The following is a 16,735-nucleotide window of genomic DNA, read 5'->3' as shown; positions in this document are numbered from 1 at the left end:
ACGTCGCCAAAGGGGAAGGAATTGCTATGCTCATCGCCCCGCTCGGAGAGATCCTCATGAATCGCTCGCACGCTCTCGTTGCCGCGCTCGCCCTGGCCTTCGCGCTGCCCGCCGTCGCCCAGAATGCGCAGGATCCGGCATCGTTCAAGCCGGCCCCGCCCCCGCCGGGGCTGAACGATCCTGGTGTGCGCGAGGGCGAGCCGGATCGCTCCGGTGCCAAGCCGATCGAGCGGCCGGTGCCGTACGACCAGGCCCAGGACGGCAAGACCACGCCCGCCACCTCGGATGCTTCCGGCAGTGGCTCCCGCTCGGCCGTGGCGCTGCCCTCCATGCAGGACAACGGCGCGGTAGACGCGCGCGGCCAGCAGGCCCCGCAGGTCACAGTGCGGCAACAGGGTGACGACCGCGTTGAGGAATACCGCACGGGCGGCAAGTTGTTCATGGTGGTCGTCACCCCGAAGAACGGCGTGCCGCAGACCTACATGGCCGATCCGGACGGCAAGCTCCACCACGACCCGAAGAACGGCCCGGTGAACCCGGTGTACTACAAGGTCTACGAGTGGGGCGCCGCGCCGAAGCCCGCCGGTTCCAACTGAACGACCGCTGGAACGCCCCGCAACTGGCGGGGCGTTCAGCCATCCAGCTCCGGGTAGTGCCGGAAGATGCCATTGGTGTTGAACGGCACGCGACGATCCGAAGCGAGGTAAGCGGCCACGTGAGGCCGGTCAGCCACGCGTTTTGCCAGGTCGCGAAGCAGCGGCAGCTTCTGTTTCGCCATCGCCTTCGGGAAGGCGTAGTCGAGCCCGGCCATGACCTGGAACAACGACAGGTCCACGTACGAATGCGTGCGCAGCGGGTGCTTTCCACCACCACGGGATAGCGCGTTCTCGAAGTAGCCAAGGAACTTGGGAATCCGGTTCTCGCGGAAGTCTTTCGAGCGGCGTTTCGCTTCGTCGCGCTGGTCCTTGTAGTAAAGCCCGGTGGCGACGGGGTGGTGCGTGTCGTGCACCTCGGCGACCAGGTCGGTCACCGTCAGTTGCAACTGGTGCGCATAGAGGCGCGCCGACTCGCTGTCCGGCACGAGCCCATGGCGCGGCCCGAGGTACTGCAGGATGTTCGCCACTTGCGCGATGACCAGCCGGCCGGATTTGAGGAACGGCGGTGCGAAAGGCAGGGCGCCGGCCTCGTCGCCGTCGAGAAAGGCAGCCATGACTTCGTCGCCTTCCTTGCGCGCCACGTCGACATACGGCGCTGCGGCGTCTTCCAGGCACAGCCGAACGAATTCACCGCGGCCCTGCAGGCCGGTCCAGTAATACAGCCGATAACTCATCGTCGTCCTCCACGGCGGTTGTCGAAGCATGGAACGCCCGCGTTCAAGCGAGCGTGAGTGCGATCTGTCGAAAGACGGTCCAGACGGTGAGCGCCGGGGGTGTCAGCGAGCGGGCGCGGCGGCGCATCAAAGTGACCTCGCGGCGCACCTCGGGTGACAGCCGCACGGCGACGAGGCCCGGCCGCAGGGCATCGAGCGAAAGCGCAGGCGTCACCGTGACGCCGAGATCCGCTTCGACCATGCGGAACGCGGTGTGCGGATGCCCGACCTCGAGCGCGACGTCCATGGCGATGCCGCGGTCGGCAAAGGCGGCATCGATGAGTCGTCGGCTGCCCGATGTGTGGTCGAGCAGCACGAGCCGTGCCTGCGCAAGCGCTTTCCACGGCACGCTCGTGCGCGAGGCGAACGGATGATCCTCGCGGCAGACCAGGTGGAACGGGTCATGCAGGATGGTTTCCGTGTCGAATTCCTCTGCTGTCGCAGGCTCCACGCCAAGACCGAAATCCACCTCGCCGCCGCGCACGGCGTCCAGCACCTGCGCCTGGGTCTGGTCGCGCAGAAGAATTTCCAGCGAGGGATGCGCCTTGGCGCAGTGGGCGATGCAAGCGGGAACCAGCCCCGCCGAGAGCGTCGGTACCGCGGCGATCCGTACGCGGCCACGTAGCGGGTCCGCCTGGCTCTGCGCGTGCGCGAGGACGCCGTCCAGTTCGTCAAGCACGCGCGCGAGAGCTTGTTCGAGGTACCGGCCGGCCTCGGTCGGCACGACTTCGCGCGTGCTGCGATCGAACAACCGCACGTCCAGTTCGCCTTCCAGATCGGCGATGAGCCGGCTCACCGCGGGCTGGGTGAGGTGCAATGCATCCGCTGCGCGGCGGAAGTGACGATGGCTGGCAACGGCCAGGAAGGCGCGGAGCTGACGCATGGAAACATTCATGCGTTAAATGTATCACCGGATCAGATAAAACGATTTGCCTTATGGATTGTCCGGCGCTCCAATGACGGCTTCTTTCCTCAGCCCGCCGCCATGCGCCGCTTCCTTCCCGATGGTTTCACCCTCTCGCTGATTGCCACTGTGCTGCTGGCGAGCCTGCTGCCGTGCCGGGGTGTCGCCGCGGATGCCTTCGAAGTCATCACTGACATCGCCATCGGCCTGCTGTTCTTCCTGCATGGGGCCAAGCTTCCGCGGGAAGCGGTGGTGGCAGGCATGACGAACTGGCGCCTGCACCTGACCGTGCTCGCCAGTACCTTTGTTCTGTTTCCCGTGCTCGGCCTCGTGTTGAAGCCGTTGCTCGCACCGCTGGTGTCGCCGGACCTGTATCTCGGCGTGTTGTTCTTGTGCACGCTGCCTTCCACCGTACAGTCGTCGATCGCGTTTACCTCCATCGCGCGCGGCAACGTGTCGGCCGCGATCGTCTCGGCCTCGGCATCCAGCCTGCTCGGTATCTTCATCACGCCGCTGCTTGTCGGCTTGCTGATCGCCGGCACAGGCGGCGGTGCGCTGTCGTGGCACTCGGTGGGCGCGATCGTCGTGCAGTTGTTCGTGCCCTTCGTGGCAGGGCAGGTGTCACGGCGCTGGATCGGCGAGTGGGTGCGCCGCCGCGCAACGCTGCTGACGTTCGTCGACCGTGGTTCGATTCTGCTGGTGGTGTACACCGCGTTCAGCGCTGCGGTGTTGCAGGGATTGTGGCACCAGTTGCCGCTGCCGGTGCTCGGCGGGCTCGTGCTGGTCAATGCGGTGCTGCTTGCGTGCGCCTTGCTTGCCACACGCTACGGTGCGCGTGCGCTCGGTTTCAGCCGGGAAGACGAGATCACCATCGTGTTCTGCGGCTCGAAGAAGAGCCTTGCTTCCGGCGTGCCCATGGCGAAGGTGCTCTTCGCGGGCCACCCGCTGGGCTTGATCGTGCTGCCGATCATGCTTTTCCATCAGATCCAGCTGATGACGTGTGCTGTGCTGGCACGGCGCTATGCGGCGAGATAGGGACATATCTCGCCGCTATCGCGGCTCCCACGGTGTTTATCAGTGCCGGAAGTGACGCACGCCAGTGAAGACCATCGCCATGTCGTGCTCGTCGGCGGCAGCGATGACCTCGTTGTCGCGCATCGAGCCACCCGGCTGAATCACTGCGCGGATGCCTGCGGCAGCCGCGGCGTCGATGCCGTCACGGAACGGGAAGAACGCATCGGACGCCATGGCGCTGCCCGGCACGACAAGACCGGCTTCCTCTGCCTTCATGCCCGCGATCTTCGCGCTCACGACGCGGCTCATCTGGCCCGCGCCGATGCCGATCGTACGGTGGTCCTTCGCGTAGACGATCGCGTTGGACTTGACCATCTTCGCAACGCGCCAGGCGAACAGCAGGTCGTCGAGTTCCGCTGGCGTCGGCTGCCGGCGGCTGACGACCTTCAGTTCGTCGCGCTCGACCTGGCGATGATCGGCCGTCTGCACAAGCAGCCCTGAACCCACGCGCTTCACGTCGTGGGTGTTGCGGCCGTCGCCCGCGGGGATCTCGAGCACGCGCACGTTGGCCTTCTTCGCCGCTTCGTCCACCGCGCCCGCCTCGACGGCCGGCGCGATCAGCACTTCCACGAACTGGCGCTTCAGGATGGTCTTCGCGGTTTCCGCGTCGAGCGGACGATTGAACGCGATGATGCCGCCGAATGCGGACGTCGGATCGGTGGCATAGGCCAGTTCATAGGCAGCCAGCGGATCGGCGGCCACAGCCACGCCGCACGGATTGGCGTGCTTCACGATCACGCAAGCCGGCGCATCGAACTGGCGCACGCATTCCCATGCCGCATCGGCATCGGCGATGTTGTTGAACGACAGTTCCTTGCCCTGCAACTGGCGGAACGTGGCGAGCGTGCCGGGGGCCGGGTAGAGGTCGCGATAGAACGCGCCGGCCTGATGCGGATTCTCGCCGTAGCGCAGATCCATCACCTTCACGAAGCGGCCGTTCGACTGCTGCGGGAACGTGGCGTGTGCCGCGATGCCCGCGTGAGCATCGTCGAGCGTCAGCCCCGAGAGGTAATCGCTGATGGCAGCGTCGTAGTTCGACACGCGATTGAACGCGGCGACGGAAAGACGAAAGCGCGTCGCGCGGCTCAATCCACCCTGGCGTTCGATCTCGGCCAGTGCCTCGTCGTACTGGTCGGGCGAGGTGAGCACGCCGACGTCGTTCCAGTTCTTCGCAGCGGCGCGGAGCATGGCAGGCCCGCCGATGTCGATGTTCTCGATGGCGTCGTCCAGCGTGCAGGCCGGGTCGGCGACGGTGCGCTCGAACGGATAGAGGTTCAGCACGAGCAGATCGATCGGCTCGATGCCGTGTTCGGCCATCACGGCGTCGTCGATGCCGCGGCGGCCGAGCAAGCCACCATGCACACGCGGGTGCAGCGTCTTCACACGGCCGGCCATGATCTCGGGGAAGCCCGTGAGGTCGCCTACATCGCGGACGGGGATGCCGGCCTCGCGCAGTGCCTTGGCTGAACCGCCCGTGGAAAGGATCTCGACATTCGCGGCGACGAGGCGGCGGGCGAGGTCGGTCAGGCCGTGCTTGTCGGAAACGCTGACGAGCGCGCGGCGAACGGGGACGAGATCGGGCGTGGGCATGGGCACTTCCGGGGAGGAAAGCGCGCCATTATAGCCGCGCAGACGCTCGCGCGGCCCGCCGGGGTGCGGCGATCAGGACAGGCCGTGAGCGGCGAGCTTCTTGCGCAAGGTGGCGCGGTTGATGCCGAGCGCCGCAGCGGCGCGGCTCTGGTTGCCTTCGTGGAAGGCGAGCACTTCGCGAAGCAGCGGACCTTCGACCTCGCGGATGACGAGGGCATGCAGCCCTTCACCAAATTCGGTGTCGCCGATGTCGGCGAGGTAGCGACGAACCGTACGACTGACACATTCGCTGAGGGCGCTCTGCATGGAGGTCTCGTTGGCGGCCTCGCCGGCAGTCAGTCTCACAGCGTTCAAGGCATTCCCCTCTCGCAGGCCGGAACGCAGGCTCCGGTCGGTTCTTGTCGTATGGTCGCTTGGGTGCGGCTCGGACGCACCTCGATGGGAGGGGCCGGATGTCGCGAAGGGGACCGAGTGTACTCGCCCCCGACGGCGAAAGGCAGGCTTGCAAAAAGAAATTTTTTCGAACGGTTCAGTCGAAACTGAAGGCGAAGGCGACGGCGCGCTGGCCCGGGTCTTGCACCTCGAAGACCATGGCGGTCGTGGCACCACCGGCAAGGCCACGCGCGCGGATGGCCGCGTCGCCCACGTAGTCTTCCGGCTGGAATCGGCGCATCGCGAGGCGTTGTCCGTTCGCGTCCGACAACACGATGGTCACCACGGGATAGGGCTGCGCGAAGGCGGCGTCGTTGTGCACACTGGCGGTGATGAGCAAGCCATCCTGCACGGATGGATGCTGTTCCACATCGCGTGCGAGAAGGCGCAATTGCGACGGCGCGGAAACCAGGGGAAGTCGGCAACCCAACGCATCGCACGCGGAAGCAAGTATCGGCCCGACGGTTGCATCGGCGATCAATACGTCGCGCTTCGCCCAGGCAAGCTGGGCGCCAAGGCCGAGTACCAGCGTCGTGCAGACCAGCACCCATGCCGCCGTGCGCCAGGAGCGGCGACGCGGCTTTGCAAAGCGCGGCGTGAAGGTGAGCTGCGAGAAATCTTCGGCGTCGTCGTGCGTGTCGAACGCATCCCCGTCCGTGTTGGCGGGTTCGTCCAGCGGCGTGGGCGCCACGTCTTCCGTTGCCGGCCGGGGGCGGAAGACTGCCACGCCAGCCAGCGGCGGATCGCGGTCCAGTGCGTGCTCGGTCAGCCGCGTGAACGGTTCTGGAGGCAACTGCGCGGCCAGCGTGCCCAGGGCGTTGAACACGGTCTCGCAATGGCTGCAGCGCACGCAGCCGCACGCGGGAACCAGCAGTTCCGCTTCCAGTTTGTAGACGGTGAGACACTCGGGGCACTGCGTATACATCGGCCGATCATAACGGCCGCGCCGCTCCCTAGGGTAAACAGGCTCTAGAATCGTCACCTCTTACCTGGATGGCCCACGATGCCCTGGCTCGAACTCTCCCTCACGATCCGCGCTGCCGAACAGCCGCGCGTCGAAGCCGCGCTGGAGGATCTCGGCGCGCTGTCCATTACCTTGCAGGACGCCGATGCGGAGACGCCTGACGAAGAGGCGATCTTCGAGCCAGGCGTCGGCGAGATCCCCCTGTGGAAGCAGATCGTGCTGAACGCCTTGTTCGACGCGGACGCCGATCGTCGCGGCCTCACAGCGGCCATCGCGGACGACCTGCCGTTCATCGAGCCGTCGCATATCGAGTGGCGCGTCGTTGAGGACCAGGACTGGGAACGCGCGTGGATGGACCAGTTCAAGCCGATGCCGTTCGGCCGTCGCCTGTGGGTCTATCCGTGGAACATCGAACCGCCCGTGGATGGCGACATCGTGGTGGTGCGGCTCGATCCGGGTCTGGCCTTCGGCACGGGCACCCACCCGACGACGGCCATGTGCCTGGAATGGCTCGATGGTCAGCAGCTGGCGCGCAAGCACGTGCTCGACTACGGCTGCGGCTCGGGCATCCTCGCGATCGCGGCGTTGAAGCTCGGCGCCCTGCGCGCTACCGGCATCGACAACGATCCGCAGGCGTTGCTGGCGTCGCGCGACAACGCGGGGCGCAACGGCGTCGCTGGCGATCTGGACGTCTATCTGCCGGGCGAGGCGCCCGAGGCGTTGGCCGACGTGCTGGTCGCCAACATTCTTGCCGGCCCGCTGGGCGAGCTGGCACCGACGTTCGCCGCGGCCGTGAAGCCGGGCGCGCCGTTCGCCCTCTCCGGCATTCTGCACGGCCAGCACGACGATCTGCTGAAGCGATACGCGGAGTGGTTCGAGGATCTGGAAGTACGCACCTTGGAAGACTGGGTGCGCATCAGTGGCTACCGCAAATCCGATTGAGTAGCCTGTCGCTCCTGTTGTGGGAGCCGCTATAGCGGCGAGAAGCCTACGAAGCGGTGTGGCCGCGACGTGGATTCTCTCGCCGCTATAGCGGCTCCCACAGGAGTTGCATCACACCGGCGGCGGTGTTTCCTTCTGCTCCGCTATCCGTTTTTCCAGATAGTGGATGTTCTGGCCGCCCTGCTGGAAACCGGCGTCGGCCATGATCCGCTGCTGCAACGGAATGTTGCACTTCACGCCCTCGATCACCGTCTCGTTCAGCGCCATGCGCATGCGCGCGATGGCGGTGGCGCGATCCGGACCGTGGACGATGATCTTGCCGATCATGGAGTCGTAGTTCGGCGGAATGCGGTAGCCGTCGTACAGATGCGTATCCACACGCACGCCGGGACCACCCGGCGCCTCGAAACGCTTCACCGTGCCGGGGCTGGGCATGAAGGTATCGGGGTCTTCCGCATTCACGCGGCACTCGATGGCGTGGCCGTTGAGCACGACGTCTTCCTGGCGGATCGATAGCTTGTGCCCGCTGGCGATGAGCAACTGCTCGCGCACCAGGTCGATGCCGGTGACCAGTTCGGTGACCGGATGCTCCACCTGGATGCGCGTGTTCATCTCGATGAAGTAGAACTTGCCGTTCTCGAACAGGAACTCGAACGTACCTGCACCGCGGTAGCCGATGCGGATGCACGCATCCACGCATACCTTGCCGATCTGTGCACGCAGTTCCGGCGTGATGCCCGGGGCCGGTGCTTCCTCCACCACCTTCTGATGGCGGCGCTGCATCGAGCAATCGCGCTCGCCCAGATGGATGGCGTTGCCCTGGCCGTCCGCGAGCACCTGGATCTCCACGTGACGCGGATTTTCCAGGAACTTCTCCATGTAGACCTGATCGTTGCTGAAGGCCGCCTTGGCTTCCTGCTTCGTCATGACGATGGAGTTGGCGAGATGCGCCTCGGTGCGCACCACGCGCATGCCGCGACCGCCGCCACCGCCCGCTGCCTTGATGATGACCGGATAGCCGATCTCGCGCGCGATGCGGATGTTCTCGTCCACGTCTTCGCCGAGCGGACCGCCCGAGCCCGGCACGCACGGCACGCCGGCGGCCTTCATGGCGCGGATCGCTTCGACCTTGTCACCCATGAGACGGATGACGTCGGCCGTGGGGCCGATGAAGACGAAGCCCGACTTCTCCACCTGCTCGGCGAAGTTGGCGTTCTCGGAGAGAAAGCCGTATCCCGGATGGATGGCGCCGGCATCGGTGATTTCGGCCGCGGCGATGATGGCCGGAATGTTGAGGTAGCTCTCGGCCGAAGGTGCTGGCCCGATGCATACCGATTCGTCGGCAAGGCCGACGTGCTTGAGGTTGCGATCGACGGTGGAGTGCACCGCGACCGTCTTGATGCCGAGCGCGTTGCACGCGCGCAGCACCCGCAGCGCGATTTCGCCGCGGTTGGCAATGACGACCTTCTCGAGCATCAGTGGTGGCCTCAGGCGATGACGAACATCGGTTCGTCGAATTCCACCGGCTGGCCGTTCTCGACCAGGATGGCGACGACGGTACCGGCCACATCGGCCTCGATCTGGTTGAACATCTTCATGGCCTCGATGATGCCGAGCGTTTCGCCGGCCTTGACCTGCTTGCCGATGGTGGCGAACGCCGGGGCGCCGGGCGTGGAGGCGGCGTAGAACGTGCCGACCATGGGTGCCTTGACGACGTGACCCGGGGGCAGCCCGGCATCGGCAGCCGGCGCGGCCGCTGCGGCCGGTGCCGCTGCGGGAGCGGCCGGCGCGGCGGCGACGGGAGCGGCCATCATCGGCTGCGGCGCGGCGACGGCAACGCCGCCCTTCGGCACGCGCGAGAGACGAACCACTTCCTCGCCTTCCTTGATTTCCAGCTCGGCGAGGTTGGACTCTTCGAGCAGGTCGATGAGCTTCTTGATCTTGCGCAGGTCCATGGGTCAAACCTTCTGGTGATGTAAGCGATCCGCGCGGGGCGGATCGCGAAAAAAGGGTCAGGCAGCCGGTACGGCGAGGCGGAGCAGGGCGGCTTCCAGCGCCAGGCGATAGCTGTCGCCACCCAGCCCGCAGATCACGCCGGTGGCGATGTCCGACACGTACGAGTGGTGCCGGAATGGCTCGCGTGCGTGCGGATTCGACAGGTGAATCTCGATGAATGGAATGGCGACTCCGGCCAGCGCGTCGCGCAAGGCCACCGACGTATGCGTGAACGCGGCGGGATTGATGAGGATCCACGCGGTGCCTTCGTCGCGCGCCTGATGGATCCGGCCGATCAGCTCATGCTCCGCGTTCGACTGGAACCAGCCGAGGTCGTGCCCTGCGGCCTGAGCGCGCGCCTGTAGCGACGCGTTGATGTCGGCCAGGGTCTCGTGGCCGTAGACCGAAGGCTCACGTGCGCCGAGCAGATTGAGGTTGGGTCCGTGCAGGACGAGGATCCTGGCCACTGTTCACCTGTACCGTAGGTCCGGGGTGCCGGAAACGCCGCGCAGTGTGCGCCTGTCGGCCAGCCTTGTCCAGTTCGGTGAAGTTCGCCGCAGATCGCTGGAGATCACGTCTTTCCAGACGCCGCCGTATGGTTGCGCCGGTACGGTGAGGGCTCCGCAGCGCGCCGTCAGGGCTTTGCGAACAACGCCTTCCACCCTTCCGCGCCCAGCTTGTCCAGCGTGGCGATGTTCGTCTCGAAGATGGACGCCGCATCGGGAAAGGCTGCCACCGCGCGGTCGATGCTGGCTTCGCGCAACAGGTGAAGGGTGGGGTAGGGCGACCGGTTGGTGTAGTTGGTGACGTCGTCGGGCGCGGTGCCCTCGAACTGGAAATGGGGATGGAAGCTGGCAACCTGGATCTCGCCTTCCATTGCCAGGTCGGCCACGGTGTCGTCGGCCACTTCGAGGAATTCGTTGAAGTCCATGAAGTCGGCGAGCACGCCCGGATGGATCAGCAGTGTAGTGTCGATGGCTTCCGGGTCCGCGTCGCGCAGGGTTTCCAGTTCCCGGACCAGATCCGCGTGCAGTTGCAGGGGCTGGGTGGCCTCGCTGACGACGTAGCGTATCTGCCCTTTCTTGTGCACGGCCTTCGCGAAAGGGCAGAGGTTCAAACCGATCACCGCGCGTTCGAGCCAGCGGCGGGTGGCGTCGATCACCTCGTCGGGCGTGGGCAGGGCATCCATGGGTACGTCGTTCATCGGTCGGGGGTGAGCCATTCGTCGAGTTCCGCCTGCGAGAAAGCGCCAAGTTTGCGGCGGAGGATACGCCCGTCCTCGCCGATGAGGACGCTGTACGGCAAGACCCGCCGCGTGTTGCCGAATGACAGCGAGCCTCCCTGCGCTTCCGAGTCGGCCAGCACGATGGGGTAGTTGACGGGTTTGTCGCCAAGGTAGGTGCGCACCGCGCTGGCGTTGTCCTCGGCTACGCCGACGATCGCGACGTTGCGATCGCGATAGCGTGCGGCGTTCTCGCTGAGCAGCGGCATCTCGCGTCGGCACGGCGCGCACCACGTGGCCCAGAAGTTGATGAGCAGGCGCTTGCCGCGCCAGTCGGAAAGCTGGCGGGGCTTGCCGTCCACCGTGAGGAACGTGGCTTCCGCCGGCCGTTCACCGACGTCGGCCACCGTGACGCCATTCGGCGGAGGCGGATTCAGGCGGCGGTGTTCGAGGTACAGACCGAGCGCGCCGGCCGCGATGGCGAGCGCGACGATCCAGGCGGTGACGCTTCGTGTCATGGGCCGGCGGCGGCCTGCAGCGCTGCCTCGACTCGGTCGTAGGTGAGCACCGTGGACAGCTTGCGACCGTCGCCGCCGCCCTTCGGGTAGACGACGTAAAGCGGCACGCCGACCGAATGGTATTGCTCGAGGAAGGCGGCGATGGTCCCGTTGACGTCGGTCCAGTCGCCTTTCATGTACACCGTACCGGTGCGCTTGAGCAGATCCTTGAAGGCTGACGTGTCGAGCACGGCTTTCTCGTTGGCCTTGCAGGTGATGCACCAGTCGGCGGTCATGTCGACGAAGACCGGCGTGCCGTTGCGGCGCAGCTCGGCCAGCTTCTCGGGCGAATACGGGATCGAACCATCGGTGGCGACGGTCGTGGTGGACGCGGCCGGCAGGCCATGCACCACCCACAGCGCAGCAGCGGCGCCGATCGCCAGCACGGTCGTGAACACCCAGGACAACCGCCCGCCGCGGCTGCGGCCATACCACCAGAGCGCCATGGCCAGCAGCACGCCACCAGCCAGCACGAGTGCGGTGGCGTCGGCCCCGCGTTGCTTGGTCAGCACCCACAGCAGCCAGACCGCCGTGAGATACATCGGGAACGCGAGCGCCTGCTTCAGTGTTTCCATCCAGCGGCCCGGTCGCGGCAGCAGTCGGGCCACCGCTGGCACGAAGCCAATGACGAGGAAAGGCAGCGCCAGGCCAAGGCCCAGCGCAAGGAAGATCAGGAAGGCCACCGCGGGCGGCGCAGCGAACGCAAAGGCAATGGCCGAGCCCATGAACGGCGCCGTGCACGGGCTCGCGACCACCACGGCCAGCACGCCGGTGAAGAAATCGCCGACGGGGCCGGAGCGCGCCGCGAGGCCGCTGCCGACGTTGCCGAGCGATCCACCGATCTCGAACACGCCTGACATCGACAGCCCCACGGCGAGCATCACGTAGACCAGCAAACCTATCGCCAGCGGCTGCTGGAACTGCGCGCCCCACTGGATGCCGTGTCCAGCGGCGCGGATGCCGACGATCACCAGACCCAGCGCCGCGAAGGCCACGAGCACGCCAGCCGTGTACCAGAGCGCATGGCGACGTGCGGCCGTCTGGCTTTCACCGCTTTCCAGCACGGTGACGGCCTTGAGCGAAAGCACCGGCAGGACGCAGGGCATCAGGTTGAGCACGAGGCCGCCGAGCAGGGCGAGACCGATGGCAGCGATGAAGCCGACGGGTGCCTCGTCACCACCGGTGCCCATGCCTGCCGGAGGCGGCGTGGGGGCGACGTCGGCCGGGGCGGCGGCGGGTTGCGCTTCGTCAGCCGCGCCGACCGAGGCCGTGCCGTCAGCGAGATCGAGCGTCACGTGACGCTTCATGACCGGATAGCAGATGCCGTTCTCGAGGCAACCCTGGTAGGCGACGTCGAGTCCGACCGACGTGGCACTACCCGCGCCCTGCAGCGGCACGGGCAGTTCCACCTGGTCGAAATAGACGATGGTGTCGCCGAAGTGTTCGTCGTGGTGCGCGGTACCGCTGGGCCAGTCCGGTTCACCGGCAGACACGCCAGCCGGCGAGGTCACGGTGATCTGCGTCTTGTCGCGATACAGGTAGTAGTCCTTGGGCATCGTCCAGCGCAGCAGAACGCTCTGGCGATCCTTGACCAGGGCCTCGAAGCGGAACGCCTGATCAGCCGGCAGCGGCTGGGCTTCCACGCCAGGTGTAGAGGCGGGCGCACCGAGCAGTGCAGCACCCGAGGCAGCCGGTGCGGCGGGGGCGGGCGAGGGCGAGCGGATGGTGGACGCCCCACCGATCGTGAGCTTCAGGTGCTCGGTGTTCGGCGGGTAGCAGATCTTGGGCTCCACCTCGTGGCAGCCCTGGTACTGCACGTCCAGCGCCAGCGTCTTGGTGCCTGCGTCGGCCAGCGTGTAGGGCACGCTGGCCTCGATATCGCCGTGGTAGATCTCGACGTCGCCGAGGTACTCGTCGTGTTTCTTGAGGCCATCGGGAAGCGTCGGTTGGCCCAGCGTCACGCCCGGATCGGCGGCCTTGATCTTGATCCGCCCCCGGTAGAGGTAATAGTCGGGGGCAATCCGCCAGTGCAGTTTCACCATCCCTGGCTGGCTCGCATCGGAGGTGAGCCGGAAGGCCTGGGTGACCGGCAGCAGGTCGCCATCGTCCTGCGCGAGCGAGGGAAGGGCGACGGCCAACAGACCGAGGCCAGCGACCAGGTTCCGCACGAGGCGGGCAAACGACGTCATGGCGACTCCATGGATCGACGCGGTGACGAACCGCGGTGGGCGTCGGTCATTATGACCGGGCGGTTCCGTATTGGCTTGCAAGGACCGAGGTCTCCAGCCAGCGGAGATACGGCGCGTGGGCCGCCGCGATGGTCAGCGCGACGATCTCCGGCACCTCGTACGGGTGGTGCGCGGCGACGAAGGCTTCAACGGCCGCGAAGGACTCGCGGACCGTCTTCACCAGCAGGAGGTCTTCGGCGTCGGTGACCACCTTGCCCTCCCAGCGGTAGGTGGACCGCATGCCGGGCAGGTGGTTCACGCAGGCGGCGAGGCCGGCCTCGACAAGGCCGCTGGCGAGCGCGGCCGGCACGTCGCCGGGCGGGCAGGCAATGAGAATGACGATGGCTTCGGACATGCCGCCCATTGTGGGCGGGACATGGGCGAAGCACCAATGTTGTACCCGCCCCCTTGAACGGTTTCGTCGGCGGCACCATTGGTGGGGCACGCCCAAGGCCCTTCCGATGAAGGGAGTGCTTTGGCTAGAATTCTGGCACTCACCTGGGCCAAGTGCTAACAAGGTGGACCAAATCCTTTGTCTGTCAATCACATGGTTGGAGAAGTCATGAGCAAACTGCGCCCGCTGCACGATCGCGTCATCGTCAAGCGTCTTGAGGAAGAGCGTGTTTCCGCCGGTGGCATCGTCATCCCGGACAGCGCCACCGAAAAGCCCACCCGCGGCAAGGTCATCGCTGCCGGTACCGGCCTGCTGCTTGCCAGCGGTCAGCTCCGCCCGATGGGTGTGAAGGAAGGCGACGTGGTCCTGTTCGGCAAGTACGCCGGCCAGGAGATCAAGGTCGACGGCGAAGAGCTGGTCTTCCTGAAGGAAGACGACATCGTGGCGGTTCTGGAGGGCTGATCTTCGCGGCTCCCCTTTGGGTAGTCAGTCGCAAGATTAAGAACCCCTTTCCTTATTTCAAAAATTTTTGAGGCAAAAATTTTTATGGCAGCTAAAGAAGTCCGTTTCGGCGAAGACGTACGCGCTCGCATGCTGAAGGGTGTCAACACCCTCGCGAACGCCGTCAAGGTTACCCTGGGCCCGAAGGGCCGCAATGTCGTGCTCGAGAAGAGCTTCGGCGCCCCGACCGTCACCAAGGACGGCGTCTCGGTCGCGAAGGAAATCGAACTCGCCGACAAGTACGAGAACATCGGCGCGCAGATCGTGAAGGAAGCCGCTTCCAAGACGTCCGATGTCGCGGGTGACGGCACCACGACCGCGACCGTGCTGGCCCAGGCGTTCATCCAGGAAGGCCTCAAGGCCGTGGCCGCCGGTATCAATCCGATGGATCTGAAGCGCGGTATCGACCAGGCCGTCACGGCCGCCGTCGGCGAGCTGAAGAGCCTCTCCAACCCGACCGCCGACGACAAGGCGATCGCCCAGGTCGGCACCATCTCGGCCAACTCCGATGCCGACATCGGCGACATCATCGCCAACGCGATGAAGAAGGTCGGCAAGGAAGGCGTCATCACGGTCGAGGAAGGCTCGGGCCTCGAGAACGAGCTCGACGTCGTCGAGGGTATGCAGTTCGACCGCGGCTACCTGTCGCCGTACTTCATCAACAACCAGCAGTCGCAGCAGGTTGAATTGGACGACCCGTTCATCCTCATCCACGACAAGAAGATCTCGAACGTGCGCGAGCTCCTGCCGGTGCTCGAAGCCGTTGCCAAGGCAGCCAAGCCGCTGCTGATCGTGGCCGAGGAAGTCGAGGGTGAAGCCCTGGCGACCCTCGTCGTCAACACGATCCGCGGCATCGTGAAGGTCGCTGCCGTCAAGGCGCCGGGCTTCGGCGATCGTCGCAAGGCCATCCTGGAAGACATCGCGCAGCTCACGGGCGGCACGGTCATCTCCGAGGAAGTGGGTCTGGCGCTCGACAAGGCCACGATCAACGATCTGGGCCGCGCCAAGCGCGTCGTGATCACCAAGGAAAACACCACGATCATCGACGGTGCCGGCGATGCCGAGGGCATCCAGTCGCGCATCAAGCAGATCAAGGCGCAGATCGAGGAAACCTCCTCCGACTACGACCGCGAGAAGCTGCAGGAGCGTGTTGCCAAGCTTGCCGGCGGCGTTGCCGTCATCAAGGTCGGCGCCGCGACCGAAGTCGAGATGAAGGAAAAGAAGGCTCGCGTCGAAGACGCCCTGCACGCCACGCGCGCGGCCGTCGAGGAAGGCGTAGTCCCGGGCGGCGGCGTCGCCCTGATCCGTTCGCTCAAGGCGCTGGAAGGCCTGAAGGGCAAGAACCCGGACCAGGACCTCGGTATCGCCATCACCCGTCGCGCCCTGGAAGCCCCGCTGCGCGCCATCGTCGCCAATGCCGGCGAAGAGCCGTCCGTGGTGCTGAACAAGGTCAAGGAAGGCCAGGGCAACTTCGGCTACAACGCTGCCAACGGTGAGTTTGGTGACATGATCGCCTTCGGCATCCTGGACCCGACCAAGGTCACGCGTTCGGCGCTGCAGTTCGCCGCCTCGGTGGCCGGCTCGATCATCACGACCGAAGCGGCCGTGAGCGAGCTGCCGAAGAAGGACGAAGGCCACGCCCACGGTGGTCCGGGCGGCATGGGTGGCATGGGCGGTATGGACTTCTAAGTCCTTCCGTTCGCTAGCCTATAGCGTTAGAACGAAAAGCCCGGCGAAAGCCGGGCTTTTTTTGTGGATAACTGCCGCTACACGCTCGGCTTCGCCATTACGTTTGCTTGTGGGCGTGGCGGCACGGAGCCGTCGCGCGCCATTTTCGTCACTAAGTCCTCCTCCGGCCTACGCCTCCGTGCGGAGCCGTTCCGAAAACGGCGTCCGACGGCTCCTCCCGGCGTAGCGGTGTCATGCGGAATGGCTAAAGGCTGAAGCCTCGTGGGAGCCGCTATAGCGGCGAGAGACCTTGCGACAATCTGACGGTCGTTGGGTGCCAGGTGATGCCAAGTCCACCAGCGATCTAGGGGGCAGCATCACTTCACGACGGTCGCCAGGAAAGGCCACTGGCTCTCGTGACCAAACTCCTCGCGAGTCAACTCGCGGAGATTCGTTCCTTCCATCGCAAGAACCTGATCGATCTTGTCAGCAACGACAAACGGGAATCCGACAATGGTGAGATCAAAGCCAGCGAGGATCGCCATGTTTCCGTCGCGATAATAGGCGACCCATTCGGGAGAAACGTTGGCAGGATTACGCCCGTCTGCGGCGAACGCATCCCAGTCGGTGTCGATGAGCACTTCGGGTGGTTCGGGCTGGCCTACCGGCGCATAACCACAAACCAGAAAAGCAGCTTCCGGAAAAACGATGCGAATCGCTTCCCAGAGCTGTCGTGGCATGCGGTGCACACCATAGCGATTCCTGTCCAAGACTGCACCCCTCCACTCGGAGAGAGCGAACGCATCGGGGGCTCCCTCCTCTTCAATGAAGAAACGCGTTCGGGCTTGGTTGATTGCCAAGGGGGATGCCACTCCAACCGTGCTGGCTCGCTTAT

18 protein-coding genes are annotated in these 16,735 nt (G+C 65.6%); 5 read left to right on the top strand and 13 right to left on the bottom strand.

Annotated features, from left to right (window positions below):
* Positions 1 to 26: 26 nt before the first annotated feature.
* Entirely contained in the window at positions 27 to 596 is a 570-nt protein-coding gene (locus BT115_RS16680) for a DUF2782 domain-containing protein (protein WP_072323773.1), read from the top strand.
* A 35-nt stretch (positions 597 to 631) separates the two neighbouring features.
* Here the strand turns inward: BT115_RS16680 and BT115_RS16675 are convergent, their stop codons facing one another.
* Positions 632 to 1,330 carry a glutathione S-transferase gene (locus BT115_RS16675; protein WP_072323772.1) on the bottom strand — a complete coding sequence of 233 codons (699 nt, stop codon included), beginning with the start codon at positions 1,328 to 1,330 and terminating at the stop codon, positions 632 to 634.
* Between the two features lie 43 nt (positions 1,331 to 1,373).
* Entirely contained in the window at positions 1,374 to 2,252 is an 879-nt protein-coding gene (locus tag BT115_RS16670; protein WP_255369461.1) for a LysR family transcriptional regulator, read from the bottom strand.
* A 102-nt stretch (positions 2,253 to 2,354) separates the two neighbouring features.
* On the opposite strand from BT115_RS16670, the gene BT115_RS16665 reads away from it, so the two are divergent.
* Positions 2,355 to 3,308 (top strand): bile acid:sodium symporter family protein, encoded by a 954-nt coding sequence (locus BT115_RS16665; RefSeq protein ID WP_072323770.1) that lies wholly within the window; start codon positions 2,355 to 2,357, stop codon positions 3,306 to 3,308.
* Positions 3,309 to 3,347: 39 nt separating this feature from the next.
* On the opposite strand, the gene purH is transcribed toward BT115_RS16665, so the two are convergent.
* From purH to BT115_RS16650, 3 genes are all read right to left on the bottom strand, one after another.
* A complete protein-coding gene (gene purH / locus BT115_RS16660; protein WP_072323769.1) occupies positions 3,348 to 4,937 on the bottom strand; it encodes a bifunctional phosphoribosylaminoimidazolecarboxamide formyltransferase/IMP cyclohydrolase in 1,590 nt (529 codons plus the stop codon).
* A 72-nt stretch (positions 4,938 to 5,009) separates the two neighbouring features.
* Positions 5,010 to 5,243 carry a helix-turn-helix domain-containing protein gene (locus tag BT115_RS16655; protein ID WP_072323768.1) on the bottom strand — a complete coding sequence of 78 codons (234 nt, stop codon included), beginning with the start codon at positions 5,241 to 5,243 and terminating at the stop codon, positions 5,010 to 5,012.
* A gap of 223 nt (positions 5,244 to 5,466) precedes the next feature.
* The gene (locus BT115_RS16650; protein ID WP_072323767.1) at positions 5,467 to 6,294 is read right to left on the bottom strand and encodes a zinc-ribbon and DUF3426 domain-containing protein; all 828 of its coding nucleotides are present in this window, start codon (positions 6,292 to 6,294) and stop codon (positions 5,467 to 5,469) included.
* A gap of 78 nt (positions 6,295 to 6,372) precedes the next feature.
* Here BT115_RS16650 and prmA point away from each other — a divergent pair, with 78 nt between their 5' ends.
* Entirely contained in the window at positions 6,373 to 7,275 is a 903-nt protein-coding gene (gene prmA, locus BT115_RS16645) for a 50S ribosomal protein L11 methyltransferase (RefSeq protein ID WP_072323766.1), read from the top strand.
* A gap of 111 nt (positions 7,276 to 7,386) precedes the next feature.
* Here the strand turns inward: prmA and accC are convergent, their stop codons facing one another.
* The 7 genes from accC to cutA form a co-directional block, all read right to left on the bottom strand.
* A complete protein-coding gene (gene accC, locus BT115_RS16640; RefSeq protein WP_072323765.1) occupies positions 7,387 to 8,751 on the bottom strand; it encodes an acetyl-CoA carboxylase biotin carboxylase subunit in 1,365 nt (454 codons plus the stop codon).
* A gap of 11 nt (positions 8,752 to 8,762) precedes the next feature.
* Positions 8,763 to 9,230 (bottom strand): acetyl-CoA carboxylase biotin carboxyl carrier protein, encoded by a 468-nt coding sequence (gene accB, locus BT115_RS16635; protein ID WP_072323764.1) that lies wholly within the window; start codon positions 9,228 to 9,230, stop codon positions 8,763 to 8,765.
* A gap of 57 nt (positions 9,231 to 9,287) precedes the next feature.
* The gene (aroQ, locus tag BT115_RS16630) at positions 9,288 to 9,737 is read right to left on the bottom strand and encodes a type II 3-dehydroquinate dehydratase (protein WP_072323763.1); all 450 of its coding nucleotides are present in this window, start codon (positions 9,735 to 9,737) and stop codon (positions 9,288 to 9,290) included.
* Between the two features lie 167 nt (positions 9,738 to 9,904).
* Positions 9,905 to 10,459 (bottom strand): DUF1415 domain-containing protein, encoded by a 555-nt coding sequence (locus BT115_RS16625; RefSeq protein ID WP_072323762.1) that lies wholly within the window; start codon positions 10,457 to 10,459, stop codon positions 9,905 to 9,907.
* 11 nt (positions 10,460 to 10,470) lie between these two features.
* On the bottom strand, positions 10,471 to 11,010 hold the full coding sequence (locus BT115_RS16620) for a TlpA family protein disulfide reductase (RefSeq protein ID WP_072323761.1): 540 nt from the start codon (positions 11,008 to 11,010) through the stop codon (positions 10,471 to 10,473).
* Positions 11,007 to 13,238, bottom strand: coding sequence for a protein-disulfide reductase DsbD family protein (locus BT115_RS16615; protein WP_072323760.1), 2,232 nt, complete (start codon positions 13,236 to 13,238; stop codon positions 11,007 to 11,009). Before BT115_RS16615 ends, BT115_RS16620 begins: the two co-directional genes overlap by 4 nt.
* 49 nt (positions 13,239 to 13,287) lie before the next feature.
* Complete coding sequence (gene cutA, locus BT115_RS16610) at positions 13,288 to 13,632, bottom strand: divalent-cation tolerance protein CutA (protein WP_072323759.1); 345 nt, start codon at positions 13,630 to 13,632, stop codon at positions 13,288 to 13,290.
* Positions 13,633 to 13,839: 207 nt separating this feature from the next.
* On the opposite strand from cutA, the gene BT115_RS16605 reads away from it, so the two are divergent.
* Positions 13,840 to 14,133, top strand: coding sequence for a co-chaperone GroES (locus tag BT115_RS16605; RefSeq protein ID WP_036110126.1), 294 nt, complete (start codon positions 13,840 to 13,842; stop codon positions 14,131 to 14,133).
* An 84-nt stretch (positions 14,134 to 14,217) separates the two neighbouring features.
* Positions 14,218 to 15,861: a chaperonin GroEL gene (gene groL / locus BT115_RS16600; RefSeq protein ID WP_072323758.1), complete on the top strand. Its 1,644-nt coding sequence runs from the start codon at positions 14,218 to 14,220 to the stop codon at positions 15,859 to 15,861.
* Between the two features lie 356 nt (positions 15,862 to 16,217).
* Here groL and BT115_RS16595 read toward each other — a convergent pair whose 3' ends face one another.
* Positions 16,218 to 16,580 carry a hypothetical protein gene (locus BT115_RS16595; protein ID WP_072323757.1) on the bottom strand — a complete coding sequence of 121 codons (363 nt, stop codon included), beginning with the start codon at positions 16,578 to 16,580 and terminating at the stop codon, positions 16,218 to 16,220.
* Positions 16,581 to 16,735: the final 155 nt, after the last annotated feature.

The organism is Luteibacter sp. UNCMF366Tsu5.1 (genome assembly GCF_900119235.1).
Classification (GTDB): Bacteria; Pseudomonadota; Gammaproteobacteria; order Xanthomonadales; family Rhodanobacteraceae; genus Luteibacter; species Luteibacter flocculans.
Note: the sequence above shows the minus strand (reverse complement) of the source record. Positions and strands in the feature narration are given on the sequence as shown.